Annotated in this window: 15 protein-coding genes and 2 pseudogenes; 13 read left to right on the forward strand and 4 right to left on the reverse strand. The window is 45.6% G+C overall.

The window, feature by feature from the left end; genetic code table 11:
- Positions 1 to 137 precede the first annotated feature (137 nt).
- From B5F38_RS06530 to B5F38_RS06545, 4 genes are all read left to right on the forward strand, one after another.
- On the forward strand, positions 138 to 755 hold the full coding sequence (locus B5F38_RS06530; protein WP_087408503.1) for an RteC domain-containing protein: 618 nt from the start codon (positions 138 to 140) through the stop codon (positions 753 to 755).
- A 296-nt stretch (positions 756 to 1,051) separates the two neighbouring features.
- Positions 1,052 to 2,182: an ATP-binding protein gene (locus tag B5F38_RS06535; RefSeq protein WP_023056866.1), complete on the forward strand. Its 1,131-nt coding sequence runs from the start codon at positions 1,052 to 1,054 to the stop codon at positions 2,180 to 2,182.
- Positions 2,183 to 2,202: 20 nt separating this feature from the next.
- Positions 2,203 to 3,984 carry an AAA family ATPase gene (locus tag B5F38_RS06540; RefSeq protein ID WP_023056982.1) on the forward strand — a complete coding sequence of 594 codons (1,782 nt, stop codon included), beginning with the start codon at positions 2,203 to 2,205 and terminating at the stop codon, positions 3,982 to 3,984.
- A gap of 4 nt (positions 3,985 to 3,988) precedes the next feature.
- Positions 3,989 to 5,770, forward strand: a complete 1,782-nt coding sequence (locus B5F38_RS06545; RefSeq protein WP_087408504.1) for an ATP-dependent helicase — start codon at positions 3,989 to 3,991, stop codon at positions 5,768 to 5,770.
- A 141-nt stretch (positions 5,771 to 5,911) separates the two neighbouring features.
- On the opposite strand, the gene mobC is transcribed toward B5F38_RS06545, so the two are convergent.
- The 4 genes from mobC to B5F38_RS14585 form a co-directional block, all read right to left on the reverse strand.
- On the reverse strand, positions 5,912 to 7,921 hold the full coding sequence (mobC, locus tag B5F38_RS06550; RefSeq protein ID WP_023056957.1) for a conjugal transfer protein MobC: 2,010 nt from the start codon (positions 7,919 to 7,921) through the stop codon (positions 5,912 to 5,914).
- A 32-nt stretch (positions 7,922 to 7,953) separates the two neighbouring features.
- Positions 7,954 to 9,204 carry a conjugal transfer protein MobB gene (gene mobB, locus B5F38_RS06555; RefSeq protein WP_087408505.1) on the reverse strand — a complete coding sequence of 417 codons (1,251 nt, stop codon included), beginning with the start codon at positions 9,202 to 9,204 and terminating at the stop codon, positions 7,954 to 7,956.
- Positions 9,183 to 9,611: a conjugal transfer protein MobA gene (gene mobA, locus B5F38_RS06560; RefSeq protein ID WP_087408506.1), complete on the reverse strand. Its 429-nt coding sequence runs from the start codon at positions 9,609 to 9,611 to the stop codon at positions 9,183 to 9,185. The genes mobB and mobA overlap by 22 nt, the downstream gene beginning before the upstream one ends.
- Before the next feature lie 268 nt (positions 9,612 to 9,879).
- The gene (locus B5F38_RS14585) at positions 9,880 to 10,059 is read right to left on the reverse strand and encodes a hypothetical protein (protein ID WP_087408658.1); all 180 of its coding nucleotides are present in this window, start codon (positions 10,057 to 10,059) and stop codon (positions 9,880 to 9,882) included.
- 232 nt (positions 10,060 to 10,291) lie between these two features.
- On the opposite strand from B5F38_RS14585, the gene B5F38_RS06575 reads away from it, so the two are divergent.
- The 9 genes and pseudogenes from B5F38_RS06575 to B5F38_RS06615 form a co-directional block, all read left to right on the forward strand.
- Complete coding sequence (locus B5F38_RS06575; protein WP_032596657.1) at positions 10,292 to 11,047, forward strand: ParA family protein; 756 nt, start codon at positions 10,292 to 10,294, stop codon at positions 11,045 to 11,047.
- Between the two features lie 5 nt (positions 11,048 to 11,052).
- Positions 11,053 to 11,502, forward strand: coding sequence for a DUF3408 domain-containing protein (locus B5F38_RS06580; protein WP_087408507.1), 450 nt, complete (start codon positions 11,053 to 11,055; stop codon positions 11,500 to 11,502).
- Between the two features lie 22 nt (positions 11,503 to 11,524).
- Positions 11,525 to 11,887, forward strand: a complete 363-nt coding sequence (locus B5F38_RS06585) for a DUF3408 domain-containing protein (protein WP_032596655.1) — start codon at positions 11,525 to 11,527, stop codon at positions 11,885 to 11,887.
- A complete protein-coding gene (locus B5F38_RS06590) occupies positions 11,884 to 12,624 on the forward strand; it encodes a hypothetical protein (protein ID WP_005867737.1) in 741 nt (246 codons plus the stop codon). The genes B5F38_RS06585 and B5F38_RS06590 overlap by 4 nt, the downstream gene beginning before the upstream one ends.
- A 201-nt stretch (positions 12,625 to 12,825) precedes the next feature.
- Positions 12,826 to 13,137: a DUF4134 domain-containing protein gene (locus B5F38_RS06595; protein WP_007656423.1), complete on the forward strand. Its 312-nt coding sequence runs from the start codon at positions 12,826 to 12,828 to the stop codon at positions 13,135 to 13,137.
- Positions 13,138 to 13,147: 10 nt separating this feature from the next.
- Positions 13,148 to 13,480, forward strand: coding sequence for a DUF4133 domain-containing protein (locus B5F38_RS14495; protein ID WP_087408508.1), 333 nt, complete (start codon positions 13,148 to 13,150; stop codon positions 13,478 to 13,480).
- Positions 13,477 to 14,967, forward strand: a pseudogene (locus B5F38_RS06605) (TraG family conjugative transposon ATPase); the annotation flags it as partial. The gene B5F38_RS14495 and the pseudogene B5F38_RS06605, both read left to right, overlap by 4 nt.
- A 567-nt stretch (positions 14,968 to 15,534) precedes the next feature.
- Positions 15,535 to 17,340, forward strand: coding sequence for a reverse transcriptase domain-containing protein (locus B5F38_RS06610; RefSeq protein WP_087408509.1), 1,806 nt, complete (start codon positions 15,535 to 15,537; stop codon positions 17,338 to 17,340).
- 110 nt (positions 17,341 to 17,450) lie between these two features.
- A pseudogene (locus B5F38_RS06615) lies at positions 17,451 to 18,464 on the forward strand (TraG family conjugative transposon ATPase); the annotation flags it as partial.
- Between the last annotated feature and the right edge of the window lie 42 nt (positions 18,465 to 18,506).

Below are 18,506 nucleotides of genomic sequence, written 5' to 3' on the forward strand. Positions count from 1 at the left end.
ATCAATTTTTATTGCACTGAAATCCAGTACGTTGTAAAAACCGTGCCGGATATTTTGCTTTTTGGTCGCGATTTTTGCCAATACTATTCATGTGCGCATACCGAAAACAGAGTGTAAAATTTCAAAATTGACAGGACATGAATTATTTTTTATTGGCGGAAACCGATTTCTTCCGCCGGATAAACGAAGCCGGGGACTGCAATATGGAAAAAGCATACACGGCTTTCGCCACCCAAGTGATCGAACTGTGTATCGGCAGCCCGGACACGAACCGGACCATCATCGCGTTGGCTTACATCGAAATCGAATTACAGCATCATCCCGTGCGTAATCTTCCCGAAGAAAAGAAGGAAATAGCCAACTATGTCAGCAAGGCTCTCTCTTTCGTAAGGAAGATGCAGAAGTTTCTTGCCGCTCCCCAAGTGCCGCCACTAATCCCCATCCAAACATCCACCGACAACACAAACGAAAATACCGCCTCGCCATTGCAATGGACGGGCAACGCCATCGACCTCGTGGAGCTGATATACGGCATCAACGAGATGGGCTGTATCAACAACGGCAATATGCCGCTCAAACAGCTTGCTCCACTCCTGTACAAGATATTCGGCGTGGAATCAAAGGACTGCTACCGTTTCTATATCGACATCAAACGCCGAAAGAACGAGAGCCGCACCTACTTCCTTGACAAAATGCAGGAAAAACTGAATGAGAAGATGCTCCGTGACGAAGAGATGGAGCGCATGAGAAGATAGCAAGTATACATATACGAAAAGACAGGATGGAGCATTCCTGTCTTTTTCGTTTACATTTGATTACATGCTAATTAGTTCGATATGAAACCTTTCAACCTGCTAATGATATATTGTAAAGTATTATGTCTGGTAAATAATAGAACCATTCGTGCTATCAAAATTAATAATTACTACGAACGGTGAAAGAAGCGCTTTAAGATTGGAGTTGTAAAAATCGCCATTTCATAGTCTGTTTTTTATATAAAATTCGCCAATTAAAAAAATATGATTATCTTTGCACTATAATTTATCAAGGTATGGAGACAGTAAATAGAATACTTCAAGAGAAGATTACAGCACGAATCGCGCCTAATAAAGCAGTATTGATTTTTGGTGCTCGCCGTGTTGGTAAAACGGTAATGATGCGTAAAATTGTGGACAACTATTCAGGTAGGACGATGATGCTCAACGGCGAAGACTACGATACATTAGCACTGTTGGAGAATCGCTCAATTGCCAATTATCGGCATTTATTGGATGGTATCGATTTGCTGGCTATTGATGAGGCACAGAATATACCACAAATCGGTAGTATTCTGAAGTTGATAGTTGATGAAATACCGGGAATAAGTGTCTTGGCAAGTGGCTCTTCGTCATTCGATTTACTGAATAAGACTGGTGAACCGTTGGTTGGTCGCAGTACGCAATTTCTACTTACCCCTTTTTCGCAACGGGAAATAGCGCAAATAGAAACCCCATTTGAAACTCGTCAGAATCTCGAAGCCCGTTTAATTTACGGTTCATATCCTGAAGTAGTAATGATGGAGAACTATGAACGAAAAACAGACTACCTACGCGATATTGTTGGTGCATACCTGCTTAAAGATATCTTAGCAATTGACGGCCTAAAAAATTCGAGTAAGATGCGCGATTTGCTACGATTGATAGCTTTTCAGTTGGGCAGCGAAGTTTCTTACGATGAGTTAGGTAAACAGCTCGGTATGAGCAAAACGACGGTTGAAAAATATCTTGACCTCTTGGAAAAAGTATTCGTTATATATCGTCTTGGGGCTTACTCGCGTAACCTTCGCAAGGAGGTGACAAAAGCCGGAAAGTGGTATTTCTACGATAATGGCATTCGAAATGCGATTATAGGTGCTTTTTCACCATTGGCCATTCGACAGGACGTCGGTGCATTGTGGGAGAACTACATCATCGGAGAGCGTCGTAAGGCGAATTTCAACGAAGGACTGCATAAGGAGTTCTATTTCTGGCGCACTTACGATAAGCAAGAAATAGACTTGATCGAAGAGTGTGCAGACAGTTTGACGGCTTTGGAGTTCAAATGGGGAAACAAGATGCCCAATGCTCCGAAAGTGTTTCAAGAAGCATATCCCCATGCCGAGTTCCATGTTGTAAACAGGGAGAATTATTTGGAGTTTGTATAAAAACAAAAAAATATAGAAACATGTATTTGAGTAGTTTGCATATCAGACAGTTTAGAGTATTTGATGATATTACTCTCTATTTCAAGAATGGAATAAATATTCTGATAGGAGAAAATAATTCAGGTAAGACTGCAATTATAGATGCTCTGCGCATATGTCTCGGATGTGGAAAACCAGACAATTATATCTATATTCAAGAAAGCGATTTGCACGTCAATTCCACAGTTCCAACTGAAAACAATACGACAATACAATTTGACTTGACATTTGAATTTGGAGATGCTCTGATTGAAAGAGAATGTTTCTATGATTTCATATCGCAAGATAAAGAAGATCCAGCCAAGCAAACAATACAATTACATTTGAAATTCATCCAAGAAAATAATGGGAAGAAAAAATATTTCAAACGGATGATATGGGGTGGAGATAATGAAGGACAGCAGGTTCCTTACGAATCTTTGCAAGAAATCTTTTATACATATTTAAGTCCACTAAGAGATGCTGTAAGCTGTCTACGTCCTTATTCTTACGACAATAAGACATCTCAATTATTTAATCAACTTACAAAATACAATAAAGGAGAGGAAGAGATTGAGTTAAATGAAGAAAGAAAAGATTTGCTCGCTAAAAACTTGTACCATGTTTTTGAAGATGACGCTTCGGATTGGAAACATATTCTAACAACAGGAAAAAGTAAGGTCAACGCCCATCTTGAAGGGACGGGAATAACTCGCAAACATCCTAATATAGAAATGCGTTATGTTGGGCGGAAATTTTCCGATGTGGTACGAGGTGTCGAATTAAAATGTCCGGTGTACAAAACGATCGAGGATGGTCAAGAACAAAAATATTTTGAATTGTATCAAAATGGATTGGGCGAAAATAATCTTATTTTTACGTCTGTGGTGTTAGGTGACCTTATCAATAGATGCGAAGATAATGCGCTGGAAATCTATAATGCATTGCTGGTAGAAGAACCCGAAGCACATTTGCATCCACAATATCAGAATACGTTTTTTGAATATCTGAATGAACTACAAAGCAAAGGACTTCAAGTATTTGTAACATCGCACTCTCCGACGATTACGGCGAAATCGGATGTTAATAATATTTCGGTTTTACAACGAAAACAAAACATCGTACAATCATTTTCATTTGGTAAATTAACGGAAAGTGATTATCCGGCTGAGAGCAAACGGCATTTGCGAAAGTTTTTAGATACAACAAAAGCACAGTTATTTTTTGCTAACGGTGTATTATTGGTAGAAGGTGTCGCAGAAGCGATTATTATACCAATTCTTGCTAAAAAATTTCTCTCTGAGAAAATAGACTTGTGTAAAAGTGGAATCGAATTAGTTAATATTGGAGGGGTCGCATTCAATCATTTTGGGTTATTATTCAACAATGATGATGAGAGCAAGCGACTTTTGTCAAAATGTGCGATTATTACAGACAGCGATCCCGAAGAAGATAAAGACAAATCCGACAGAGCGCAAAAAGCTAAAGATTTAGAGGGACAAAACCTGAAAGTATGTTTGGCTCCACATACCCTTGAATATGACTTGTTTGAGCAATCGGAACACAACAAGAGTATAATGCGAGATGTATATCGAAAAATGCACGCTCAAACAAATGATTTAAGAGGTGATTTTAATGCCTCTACTTTAATGAAAAAACTCAAATCTAATAAGGATAAAGCGGAATTTGCCTTACAACTCTGTGATAGATTAGAAACTGAAGTAGCGTTCGATGTACCTGATTATATAAAGGATGCTATTTTGTTTGTAGCACCCTCAGAATAAAAGTATGGATATTCAATTATCAGCACAACAACAAGCTGTTGTTGATTGTAACGAGCCGAGAATTGTCGTGAAAGCTTGTCCGGGAAGTGGAAAGACTTTCTCTGTGGCTGCGCGTATGGCAAAACTTTTACAAGAGAATAATCTATCGAGACATCAAGGAATTGCAGCCATATCTTTTACCAACACCGCATGTGAGGTTATACAAAAAGAACTTAAAGAGACATTCGGTTGTCGAAATATAGATTATCCTTCATTTATAGGGACGATTGATAGTTTTATAAATACGTACATATTTTTGCCTTATGCTCATTTAGTCATGGGATGCAATTATCGTCCTGAAATAGTAGGAACCACGTTTAACAAATGGTTCGATTATGATCCGACCCAAACAAGATATATTAGAGGTAAGCTCGGTGAACGAATAATTACATCTCGTGATGCCAACTACTATTTCGATCTCATATCGTTTGGGCTTAATGATCAATTATTGCGATTGGCCCCATATCAGGCATATCATTTCGGAAAAGCAGATTGGGATAATCCCAATAAGAAAGATGGTTCACCCAAAAAGGTTATATCTGAATTGAAAGAAATGAAATGGAAACATTTCAATGCAGGCAAGGTCAATCAGGCAGATGCAATATATTTTACATTCAGAATATTAGATAAATATCCTTCAATAGCACAAAATATTGTTCGTCGATTCCCGATTTTAATAATTGATGAAGCTCAAGACACAACAGAGTTGCAAATGGCTATAATTGATAAATTATCTCAGTGCGGAGCAGAATCTATTATGTTGATTGGGGATCCTGACCAAGCTATTTTTGAATGGAATACTGCCAATCCACATTTATTTATGGAGAAATACAATAGTCCAGATTGGCATTCATTAGATCTGTCGGAAAATAGACGTAGCTCCGAAAAAATATGTCAATTAGCTAATCATTTCTCTGGAAATGAAATGTGTTCAATAGCAAGCGACAAAGATTACACAGACGAGCCATGTATTAAAGGTCATCTCGACACTCCAGAATCAGTCAATCAAATTACGAATCATTTCATCGAAAAATGCAATGAGATGGGATTGGATGAATCTGAATATGCAGTTGTATTTCGAGGACAAAAGTTTGGCGAGACAAACTTTGGATTAGTAAACAATGATAATTCATCAAGACAGAATAGTCCGTGGATAAACGGGCATTACGGCGTTAGAGATATTGTATATGGAAAATATTTGATTGATCATGGGAAATATACTGACGGACTATCTCTTATAGAAAAAGGCTGCTATAAAATCACAAAGCGAGTTCGGTATGTTCCCGCAAGTACTATGCGAAGAGAAATAGCGGAAGTAGGGTTTAGAAGACATAGAGCAGAGATGTTTGATTTTATTCAAAAATTACCTTCAACGAATGATACACTGTCTAATTGGATTACGAAACTTCAACAAATGGGCATAAATCTAACTGTTGATTTGGGAAAGGCTAATGTCCGTATTGAATCCCTTTTTAGAACAGTAAATCATCAATTTCGGCAAGAACGACCTTACCTGAAAACAATTCATTCGGTAAAAGGTATGACATTAGAGGCTATTTTAGTATTTCTGTCTAAAAAAGCTGTCCACACGAACTATACAACGATTTTGAATAATCCTGCAAAGTATTCTGTTGACAATAATGAAGAACTCCGCATTGTGTATGTTGCATGTACACGACCTAAGAAATTGTTATGGATAGCCGTTCCATCAGACGATATTGATTGTTGGAGAAATAAATTGTTCTAAGCAAAAACAGTTGCTGACAAACAATATCGCATCATCTGTTTTTGCTTTATATTTAGCGACTTGGTAATAATCTACTTAATATTGGGCGGAACAAGTTTGACACTTTGCTCCGCCCGTTTTCATTGTACCCCGTCAGCTATGTTATTTCTGCTGTAACAGATGTTTCAGATTCTCGTCGTTGGCAATCCGTTCCAGTTCCTCCTGAACAATCTGCTTGACTTCCTCCTTGATTCGCCTGTAATTCTCCTGCACCGTTTCCTTCATGCGGTCGTTACCGTTTTCGTCCGTGAAGTCGGTAATGACGGGTATCTTCTTGTAGGCTTTTTCCTCGCGTTTCACCTTCTCTGCATCCACGACAATCTCGCAGTGAAAAATCTTCTGTTCGATACGCTCGTTGAAGTTATCGGACACAGAACCGACAAACATACCCTGCGTCAAGCCGGAAATCTTGCTTGGCGGGATAAGCGCGTCCATCTGCGTATTGATGGAGGTGGAAACATCCTGCCGGTTGATGGATATGGACTGCCGTTTCTGCAAGACCTTTCCGAAGCGTTCGGATAGCGTCTTGGCAGTTTCGCCTACCACCTGCCCGGAGAAGATATTGCCGACGGTGTTCATCACGACTTTGGCTTCCTTATCGCCATAGTCGCGTACCAACTGGCTGAAATCCTGAAAGCCCAGACACACGGCAACCTTGTTGCTTCGTGCGGTGGCGATAAGGTTGTCCAGCCCCTTGAAATATATCGTCGGTAGTTCATCTATAATAACCGACGACTTCAGCATCCCCTTCTTGTTGATGAGCTTTACGATACGGGAGTTATACAGACCGAGAGCCGCACCGTAAATATTCTGACGGTCGGGATTGTTACCCACGCACAGGATTTTCGGCTCTTCGGGATTGTTTATGTCCAGCGTAAACTCGCTGTCCGACATTACCCAATAGAGTTGCGGGGAAATCATGCGCGAGAGCGGAATCTTAGCCGACGCAATCTGTCCCATCAACTGCTCCGCAGCACCTCCGAGCCATGCGTCCATGAACGGAGAAAGGTAGTTTTCCAGTTCCGGGTAAGAGGTCAGAATCGGGAAAATATCCTCATAGCGGCGGTTCAAAAACTCAATGGCATGGGGGAACGTGCAATACTTGCCATTCCGGAAAATTTTGAGATACCAGATGATAGCCGCGAAGAGGATGATGGGCGATTCCACAAAAAAGTCGCCCTGCTTTTGCACCCAACTTTTATTTAAGTTGAGCATAATGGTGTACGCACTCTCGTAAGCGTCCGTAATGTCCTCCATGAAATCCGGGTGGATGGGATTGCAACGGTGTGAGCGTCTCGGGTCGTCGAAGTTTATCACATAGAACTTCGGTTTCACCTTGTAGCCCTCCGGGTGGTTCAGCAGATGATTGTAGGCTATCGTGGACAAGTCACTGAATTTGAAGTCGTACACATACATCGAGAAGCCCTTTTCAATCTGCTGCTTGATGAAATTATTTACCACTGCGTAGGATTTGCCGCTGCCCGGCGTACCCAATACAATGGAAGCCCTAAAGGGATTCACGACATTGATCCAGCCGTTATTCCAACGCTTTTTGTAGTAAAACCGTGTCGGCAGATTGACCGAATACTCACTTTCTATGAGCCGTGTTTCCTGCATGAAGCTCTCATTCTCGTTGTTAAACACATCGTCCATGAGATTGTGCTTCAACAGGCGGCTCATCCACAGACCGCCCATCAGCAGGCAGACATAGCCTGCGCCAACGGTCAGGATATACAGTCCCGTCACCGCCTCTATCGGCAGCGGCAACGCCAGTATCCACCAGTTGAGGAAGAACAGCACGAAGCCAACGGCAAGAGCCGTCCAAATTCGTCCCCAAGTGATTTTCTCACCCTTCACGCCCTTTGTCCCCAGACAGGACAGGGCAAGCAGGAGAACGGCAAACAGTTTAGTGTACAGGATGGAACGGAACAGCCCCGCCGTGCGGTTGAAGTTCATCAGTATTCTGTCCACCACGCCGATGTCCACACCCCAAAGCCGGATGGCTTCATAGCAGAACCAATACACGTTCATGACCACTAAAATAATACTCACGGCACGCAGAAAATCCATGATTTTCGCCAATGCCCTCAAATCGTCTTCTTGCTGTGACATACATTGATTTTTTTGATTGTTGATACTCCTGATTACATCCCCAAGCCCTTGCGCTTCTTCTTTTTCTTCTTGCGCTGCATCGCCCGGATGAAGGCTTCCTCTTCAGCGTCCACTGCCGGACCTTCGGGGGCAAACAAGTTCATGCCACCGGAATGGCTCTCGTATTCCCCTCCGGAATATCCTTGCCTGTTTTCCGGTTCCTCCACCGGAACGGAAAGCGGAATCGGCGGCTGTCCGGCGTAAGGCAGCGTGAAGTGTTCCTGCAAGGCATTAGCGGAAAGCTCCTTGCCCATGCGTGAGCCGTTCAGCACGCAGCCCGTGCGGTGGTCGATGAACGTGGCTCCGTAGATGCGCCCTTCCTCTGTGTAGCGCAGTACGGTGTCGATGCCCTTCCCTTTGAGCACGGCTACAAACTTCTCCTTGTCATACGTGCCTTCCAGCACGGAAAGGACGGTGCGTTTCGTCATGTCAGCAAGTTTCCTGTCCTTAATCTCCTGCTTGGAACGGGCAAACTTCTTTTGCACGGCTTCATAGCCCACAGACTTCCCGAACAACGAGGACTTGAACGGATTGCCGACCTTGTTGCCCTTATTGTCCGTGGCGGAATACACCAGTCCGTGATATTCGCGTCCGCGCACATTGCCATGCGCTTCCTCCACCGTCATATTATATAAGGAAAGAAGTGCGCGGTATTCGCCCATCGTCTGAAACTTGTACTTGTGGTTCAGTTCCTTAATCACATTCCCCGCCTGCTTCTTCACGTCGCCCGCAGAAGCGTCCACTTTGCGCAGCGGCGTGTCAAGACGGCGGTTCTTGCGTTCCGCGTCGTGCAGCCCGTATTTCCGTTCCAGTTCGCGTGTTATCTGCTTGCTCCGGTAAAAGTTATTCCGGGTGTCTATGCTCCTGCCGTTCTCGTCCACCCTGACCGTCACGATATGCAGATGGTGGCGGTCGATGTCCTCATGCTTGAAAACGAGATACGGCTGGTTGCCGAACCCCATCTTCTCCAGATACTCCCGTGCGATGTCCTGAAGTTCTGTATCCGTCAAAATATCGTCGGGATGCGGATTGAGCGAGATATGTACCACCGGTTTCTCTACCTTCGACCGCACGGGCATCATGCCGAGAAAGTCCTCCATTGCCCGGTGGATGTCCATCGTTCCCGTACCGTCATTGTAGATGCGGTTGGTCGTCAGAAGTCGCCCTTTCGCCTCGTTGATCTTCTCCCCGTTGTAGGCAAGTGCGCCGTACAACGAGTTTCCTATACTGATTTTTGCGACCATTTTTCCTGCATCTCCCTTGAAAGTTCCACAATCTTACGGCTCAGTTTCACGAGTTCGACGGTCTGTTGCTCCAGCTTGTAGAGTAACGCCATCGCCTTTTTCTCGGAAAAATGCAGCCTCAGTTCCTTCACGACTTGGTTGTAATTTGTACCTATCGCGCGGAACTGCGCGTGAAAATCGGACAGTTTGGTGTAATAATCCACCAGCGTCTTGTCCACTTTCAGCACTTTGAACGGCTGTCCGAAGAAGTGCGCCTTCAGGAAAACTGATTTGGCGTAAACGCCCGATTTCTCAAACATGGAGAGGAAACGGTTGTGTTCCTCCTCGTTGAAACGGACGGTGTAACGGAACATCGCCGGATCGAGTTTGGGATTTCTCCCACCTTTGTTTCTTCTTTTTTCACTCATATTACTTTGGATTTAGCGGTTTGACGGTATAAGCCGCCGTTTCGAGGCACAGCACCGCAGGTTTGAGAGGCTTTCCGACTTCGGAGGGTAAGCCCGCCCCCTGCAAGGGCAAGGCGTTTTCGTGGCTGCTCAAAATGTTTTGAGCGGCTGAAAACATACCTTGCTATGTTCAGGTGAACATAAAAATCCGTCGGGGACGGATTGGGGGAATGCCCTTCAAACTCCGGGCTGCGCCACCTGCGGCGAACCCTGCCGTTCGGGTGCAAAGTTACGCCCTTAACGCGGTATCGGACAGAGGCTTGACCCGGATAATCAATGCCAACCGGCGCAACGTGCTGCCACTTGCCGGAGAAGTGATACAAGTTCCAAAATATCCTTGTTTATTTGCAGTGTGATTCGGATGTGGGACTGAAAATACACTCCTTCCGCCGGATGTTCGGACAGTAATCCGGACATCAATCCAAACGGTTGAAAACAGGTGTATGTATTCAGACAGTTTTCCAAGCACACGTCCATGCGGACGGATAAAAGCATGGGCGGTTGGACAAACCGATGATTACCCATAGGCACAGCCGGATTAAGGAGTGAATAAATAAATGAATGGGAGCGCGTGCGTACGTACTAATGGCAATACGCTACCGCCACCGGACAAATGTATAACCAAATAAATTATCAGACAAATGAAAGAAGCAACTTATGTGGCAATCTCCACGCAGAAAGGTGGAGCGGGTAAGACAACCCTGACGGTGCTTGTAGCAAGCTACCTGCACTATGTGAAAGGCTACAACGTAGCCGTGGTGGACTGCGATTTTCCGCAGTACAGTATCCATGATATGCGCAAGCGCGACATGAAAGCCGTCATGGAGGACGGGCATTACAAGGTGATGGCGTATGAGCAGCTCAAACGGCTGAAGAAGAACCCGTACACCATCAGATGCAGCCGTGCGGAAGATGCGGTAAAGACCGCCGAAAATCTGGTGGCAACGCAGCCCGACCTTGATTTCGTGTTCTTCGACCTGCCGGGAACCATCAACAATGCCGATGTGGTGCAGACCATTTCCAAAATGGACTACATCTTCACGCCCATCATCGCCGACCGTGTGGTGATGGAGAGTTCCATCAAGTTCGCCACCGTTATCAACGAACAGATGATAAGCACGGGCAAGTCTGGCATCAAAGGGATTTACCTCGTGTGGAACATGGTGGACGGGCGCGAAAAGACGGAACTTTACAAGGCATACGACAAGGTCTGTGCCGAGTTCGCCCTGCCCATTCTGGAAACACATCTGCCGGACAGCAAGCGTTTCCGCAAGGAGACGGCGGCAGAACGCAAGGCGGTATTCCGCTCCACGGCGTTTCCGGCGGACAAAATACTGGTACGCGGCAGCAACCTCGACAAACTCGTCGATGAGATTCTCGGCATCATCAAAAACTGAACGGCATGGCAAAGAAAACAAGAATCGAGGACATCGACAGCGAAGCCGTAATCAACTCGTTTCGACTGGACGATACAAGCATTCCGCCGGAAGCGAGAAGCACGGACGGGAACGCGCTTTCCCCACCTCCGAAAGAAACGGTGCAGGAAACCGTCCCCTTGCCTGTCCCGCGCCCCAGAGAGGAACCGGAACGCAGGCGCAGGAACGGCAAGCCGGAAAAGCCGGATTATGAAACCGTGTTCATGTGCGGGTCCAATGTCACGGCAAGGCTCGGCAAACAGGTATATATCCGCAAGGAGTACCACGACCGCATACAGAAGATGCTTCATGTAATCGGAGGCAATGAGGTGACTATTGCGGCTTTTCTTGACAACGTGCTGACACACCATTTCACACTGTTCCAAGACGAGATAGCCGAATCGTTCAAACGGCACATGGAATCCTATAATCTATAAAAACAATAAACAACAAAGAAGTATGAAAAGAACAAAGAAAAACCGTCAGGCAGACTGCCTGCAAACAGGAAAGAGTGAAAGAGCCGCTGCCCGTGCAGCAAAGTGTGTAACCGACTACGGGCAGGAAAATACCGGCGTTGACTTCCGCAAGGATAAAGGCAGAGACAAGCCGCTCTCGACTTTCCTGCAAGCATCGGAAATCAAAACGCGGCAATGTATATACATCAGCCGAGAAATTCATGAGAAAGTCGCTATCGTTGCCAGTCGGATGGGAAACGGTTTGAGCATCGGTAAGTTTGTGGATAACATCCTCCGCGACCATTTCCGGGAGTACGGGCAGCAGTACATGGAACAGATTGAAAACGCCCAAAAAGTAAGATTATGACAAAGGCGTTTTTAATCGTATCGGTTGCTTGCAACGTGTGGTTCCTGTTCCTGCTGTTCTATGACCGCATCATGGACACGAAGCTCATCCGTTTCTTCAGACACATTGCCGGGCTATGGCGGTCATTGGACAGTACGGTGGCAGAGCAAGGAAAGGATAAGGAAATACCTCACGCAGACACCTCGGACATCATTGGCAAGAGCCGTTTCAAGATGGCATCGACCCGGACAACCGCTGCCATACCGACGCAAGAAGCCGCCACTTCGGAAAAAGGCATTGAGCTGTCTGAGGAAGAGGCTACTTTTGACGACGGAAACACGGAAACCGTCTCACGCCCGGCACAAGTTCCGGAGGAAAAACTCGATGAAACCTTCACGAGCATCCCGCCTTCGGAACTGGAGTACGGAGAGGATGATCCGGAGGACGAGGAACCTGACAAAAAGCAGGCTTCGGGAAACAGTTTCGAGGATATTGACAGGGCTGTACGCACCATAAAGAAGGATTCACCGTCCGATGAGGAAATGCGACACGCCGGAAAGGTCATGACGGAACTGGACGGGACAGAGCTTTATACAAGGATAACGGAACGCCTGACCGATGAAGCAATGAGCGAGAGGCTTGCAAAGGCGATGGCAGTTTTCGTGGACACGGTGAACATGACCGTGACACAACAAAAGGAAAAGGTGTTCGTGATTCCCGACAACATCGAGGAGTTCGACTTCCGAAACTATGTATAACAGCTAAAAAAGAATGGAAATGAAAACGTAAAATGACGACACCCATGCGCACGGCGGTACAAGGTACAGCCAATCCGCAACGGACATACCCAAGTCCGTAGAAACAAACGGGCAACCACTAAACCAAAGTAAAGTAATCAAGTATCAACCGCCCGAAAAAGGACTATCCACCCTTTGGACGGCACAAAAAAAGAACAGTTTATGAATAAGAACATCAGACAAAAGTTCATCATCTCTGCGGCACTCATGATTGCCGCCACCGCTTCCGCATTTGCGCAGGGAAACGGTCTGGCAGGCATCAACGAAGCCACCTCTATGGTGAGTTCGTATTTCGACCCCGGTACGAAACTTATCTATGCCATCGGTGCGGTGGTCGGTCTTATCGGAGGCGTAAAAGTCTATGGCAAGTTTTCGTCCGGTGACCCGGACACTTCGAAGACCGCCGCCTCGTGGTTCGGGGCTTGTATCTTCCTGATTGTCGCCGCCACTATCCTGCGCTCATTCTTCCTTTAATACACAATGTATGGCTGAATACCCGATAAACAAGGGTATCGGTCGTCCGGTCGAGTTCAAGGGTTTGAAGGCCCAGTACCTCTTCATCTTCTGCGGAGGTCTGCTGGCTCTCTTCGTCCTGTTCGTCATCCTCTACATGGTCGGCATCGACCAGTGGATATGTATCGGCTTCGGCGCGTCATCGTCTTCCGTCCTCGTATGGCAGACCTTCGCGCTGAACGCCCGGTACGGCGAACATGGGCTGATGAAGTTGGGAGCAGCAAGGAGCCATCCCCGATACCTTATCAACCGGCGGCGGATCACCCGATTATTCAAACGACAACGAAAGGAAGAAACGACATGAGAAATACATCCAAAATGACGACACTGGAAAACAAGTTCCCCCTGCTGGCTGTGGAGCATGGCTGCATCATTTCCAAAGACGCCGACATCACGGTGGCTTTCGAGGTGGAACTGCCGGAGCTTTATACCGTGACGGGCGCGGAGTACGAGGCGATACACGGCTGCTGGTGCAAGGCTATCAAGGTGCTGCCGGACTTCTGCGTCGTGCATAAGCAGGACTGGTTCATCAAGGAACGCTATAAGCCGGAGTTACAGAAAGACGACATGAGTTTCTTGAGCCGCTCCTTTGAACGCCACTTCAACGAGCGTCCGTACCTGAAACACTCCTGCTACCTCTACCTGACCAAGACGACAAAGGAGCGTAACCGGATGCAGAGTAACTTCAGCACGCTGTGCCGAGGACATATCATCCCGAAGGAACTGGACAGGGAAACCGCCGGGAAGTTCATGGAAGCCGCCGAACAGTTCGAGCGCATCATGAACGACAGCGGCTTTGTCAGGCTGCGCCGCCTCTCCACCGATGAGATTGTCGGGACGGAGAAGTCCGCCGGGCTGATAGAGCGTTACTTCTCGCTCATGCCCGAAGGCGACACGACCTTGCAGGACATCGACCTATCGGCAAGGGAAATGCGTATCGGCGACAACCGCCTGTGCCTGCACACCCTCTCTGACACGGAGGATTTGCCCGGAAAGGTGGCTACCGACATCCGCTACGAGAAACTCTCCACGGATCGAAGCGACTGCCGCCTCTCCTTTGCCTCTCCCGTGGGGCTGTTGCTCTCTTGCAACCACATCTACAACCAGTATGTGATTATCGACAACAGTGAAGAGAACCTTCAAAAATTCGAGAAGTCTGCGAGGAATATGCAGTCGCTCTCCCGATACAGCCGGAGCAACAGCATCAACCGCGAGTGGATAGACCAGTACCTGAACGAAGCCCATTCCTACGGGCTGACATCGGTGCGGGCGCACTTCAACGTCATGGCGTGGAGCGATGACGCGGAGGAACTGAAGCACATCAAGAACGACGTGGGCAGCCAGCTGGCGAGCATGGAGTGTGTACCGCGCCACAACACCATCGACTGCCCGACACTCTACTGGGCGGCGATGCCCGGCAATGCGGCGGACTTCCCGGCGGAAGAGAGTTTCCACACCTTCATCGAGCAGGCGGTGTGCCTCTTCACGGAGGAAACCAACTACCGCAATTCGCTCTCGCCCTTCGGCATCAAGATGGTGGACAGGCTCACGGGAAAACCGTTGCACCTCGACATCAGCGACCTGCCGATGAAGCGGGGCATCACCACCAACCGCAACAAGTTCGTGTTGGGTCCTTCGGGCAGTGGCAAGTCGTTTTTCATGAACCACCTCGTGAGGCAATACTACGAACAGGGTACGCACGTGGTATTGGTGGACACAGGAAACTCCTATCAGGGCTTGTGCGAGATGATCCGGCGCAAGACAAACGGGGCGGACGGCGTGTACTTCACCTGTGCGCCCGTCAAGGCGATATAATAAATATGTCAATAGCAAGACGTTAGGCGAGTTTTCCAACAGCCTATCATCATCCGATTTATCCACCAACGAAAGACGGTGGGGAGTGTAGCATATCGGAAAAACCATTAGCTGGACGGCTATCAAGTCTGGGACTGAATGGCGAGATGAAAAGATAGATATAAGGATAAAATCCTGATTGATTGAATGGCAATCCAAGTGGTCGCTGTAGAGACTTTGGTGTTAGTGATAGCTATACTCACCATACTATGATACTTACACTGGTGTAGGTGAACAATGTAAGCAGGAAATTATCATAGCACAACCACAGTAAGTGGTAAAGGGTGGAAACCATATCCGACAATCTATCAAGCTAAGTTATTATATCACAAACGGGGATTACCTAAATCGGAAAGCCGGTTGTAAGGCTATGAGGTTCCAGCCTCTGAATATCCGACACGGTAACGGAGCTTCCATAGTAGTTCGAGCAAGGTAATATCTTGTACATAGCGAAGGGAAGCAGTTAAAGGTTTAATACAATTAAAGAAAAATGTGAGAGACATTATGAGAAATTCAGTAAACGTATTAAACGGTCTATCAAAACATAGTCCGCAAGTCGATTACAAGTATGAAAGGTTATACCGAATACTGTTTAACGAAGAGATGTTCTACGTTGCCTATCAACGCATTTATGCGAAAGAGGGTAATATGACGAAAGGGTCTGACGGAAAAACAATAGACGGTATGAGCCTAACACGGATAACCGACCTAATTGACTCGTTGCGTACGGAAGCGTACAAACCAAAACCTGCAAAAAGGGTATGTATACCAAAGAAAAACGGGAAAATGCGCCCTTTAGGAATACCATCTTTTGATGATAAATTAGTACAAGAAGTATTACGGATGATTTTGGAAGCAATTTATGAAGGACAATTTGAAAATTGTTCACATGGGTTCAGACCAAAACGTAGCTGCCATACTGCATTAACACAGATTCAAAAGAGATTCACTGGTGCAAAATGGTTCATCGAAGGAGACATTAAAGGTTTCTTTGATAACATCAATCATGAGATACTGATTGGCATACTCAAAGAAAGAATCTCAGATGAACGTTTCATCCGATTGATAAGGAAATTTCTAAATGCAGGTTACATTGAAAATTGGACATTTCACAATACTTACAGCGGAACACCTCAAGGTGGAATTATTAGCCCCATACTGGCTAATATATATCTAGACAAGCTTGATAAGTTTATGATGGAATATGCTCAAAAATTCAATAAAGGGAGGAAGCATAAGCCGAACAAAGTGAGAGCTCAGTTAGAAAAACAGAAAATGAGGGCTATGAGAAGCTTAGAAATTGTGAAAGACAAAAATGCAAGAGCTGATATTGTAAAACAAATTAAAATTATTGACAAAGCACGTCACAGTATAGCCAGTGATGACGAAATGGACGATAGTTTTAAAAGAATCCAGTATGAGAGATACGCTGATGATTTCCTTGTAGGTGTCATTGGCAGCAAAGAAGATAGCAAACGAATCAAAGAAGATATAAAGAATTTTCTTGCATCTAAATTGAAGTTGGAGCTTTCAGATGAAAAGACTCTCATCACACATACCGAAAAGAAAGCAAAATTTCTTGGTTATGAGATTTTTATAAACAAATCCAACCTAGCCCGACGTGACACTTTGGGCAGACTAAGCAGGGTGTACAACAAGAAAGTGCGACTTCATATCTTAATGGATACCATTAAGAAAAAACTCATTGAACTAGGAGTTTTAGAGATAAAATGTCCCAATGGGAAAGAAATATGGAAACCAAGAGAAAGAGGAAGATTAATCAATAATGATGATTTGGAAATTCTTAAAATATATAATTATCAAATACAAGGATTCCACAATTATTACGCTATTGCAAACAACAGTGCTCTATTGAACTCTTTTAAGTACATAATGGAATATAGTATGTATAAGACTTTCGCCGGTAAATATAGAACCAGCGTAAAAAAGATTCTTCGTAAATATAAGAAGAACAAATTGTTTACTATTCATTATACGAATAAAAAGGGAGAAACGAAAGCTCAAACCTTTTACAACAAAAGCTTCAAAAGGTGTAAACCAATTGTAAGTGAACAACTTGATGACATTATCACAATAAATTACATTACAGGCACAAGTCTGATAGACAGGCTAAAAGCCACGATATGTGAGAATTGTGGAGCAACCGAAAATTTAGAGATGCATCATATCCGAAAATTAAAAGATTTGGATGGTAAGAAGTTCTTGGATAAAATGATGATTGCAAGGCAGAGAAAAACCATTGCCTTATGTCGAAGTTGTCACTTAAAAGTTCACGCTGGAAAGATATGACTGACTCTTTAATGGAGAGCCGTATACGCGGAGACGTGTACGTACGGTTCGGGGGCGAGTACACGAAAACCTATCATAGAAATATGACAAGGCGTTGGGTGCTTAGCCTACACACGGAGGAGAAACCGATTTCATTCAACCCGTTCTACACCGATGATTACGTGTTCGACGTGGAGAAGAAGGACAGCATCAAGACATTGCTGCTGACGCTCTGGAAGTCGGAGGACGACAAAGTGACGAAGACGGAGAGCGGCGAACTGGGCAGTGCGGTGAACGCCTATATCAAGCGTATCAGGGCTGACCGGAGCATCGTCCCCTCGTTCAACACTTTCTACGAGTATATGCGCGACGACTACCGCCGCGAACTGGCGGAACGTGAGATAAAGGTGGAGAAGTCCGATTTCAACATCGACAATATGCTCACCACCATGCGGCAGTATTACCGGGGCGGACGCTACGACTTCCTGCTCAACTCCACGGAGAACATCGACCTGCTCGGCAAGCGATTCATTGTCTTCGAGATTGATTCGATAAAGGAAAATCGCGAACTTTTCCCTGTGGTGACCATCATCATCATGGAAGCCTTTATTAACAAGATGCGCCGTCTGAAAGGCGTACGCAAACAGCTGATAGTGGAAGAGGCTTGGAAGGCTCTCTCTTCGGCGAATATGGCTGAGTACCTGCGCTATATGTACAAAACCGTGCGCAAGTATTACGGGGAGGCAATCGTAGTGACGCAGGAGGTGGACGACATCATTTCCTCGCCTGTGGTCAAGGAGAGCATCATCAATAACTCCGACTGCAAGATACTCCTTGACCAGCGGAAGTACATGAACAAGTTTGATGCCATACAGTCCCTTTTAGGTCTGACGGAGAAGGAGAAGTCGCAGATACTCTCCATTAACATGGCAAACAATCCTTCAAGGCTCTATAAGGAAGTCTGGATCGGACTGGGTGGCACACAGTCGGCGGTTTATGCCACCGAAGTTAGTGCTGAAGAGTATCTGGCATACACCACCGAAGAAACGGAAAAAGTAGAGGTGTACCGTCTGGCGGAACAGCTGGGCGGTGACATCGAAGCCGCCATCCGGCAGCTTGCCGAAAGACGGAGAAACAAGGAATAGGCAATAAGTAAAAACAGATTCATCAACTAAAAAAGAAAATGC

The sequence above is a fragment of the Barnesiella sp. An22 genome (genome assembly GCF_002159975.1).
GTDB classification, from domain to species: Bacteria; Bacteroidota; Bacteroidia; order Bacteroidales; family Barnesiellaceae; genus Barnesiella; species Barnesiella merdigallinarum.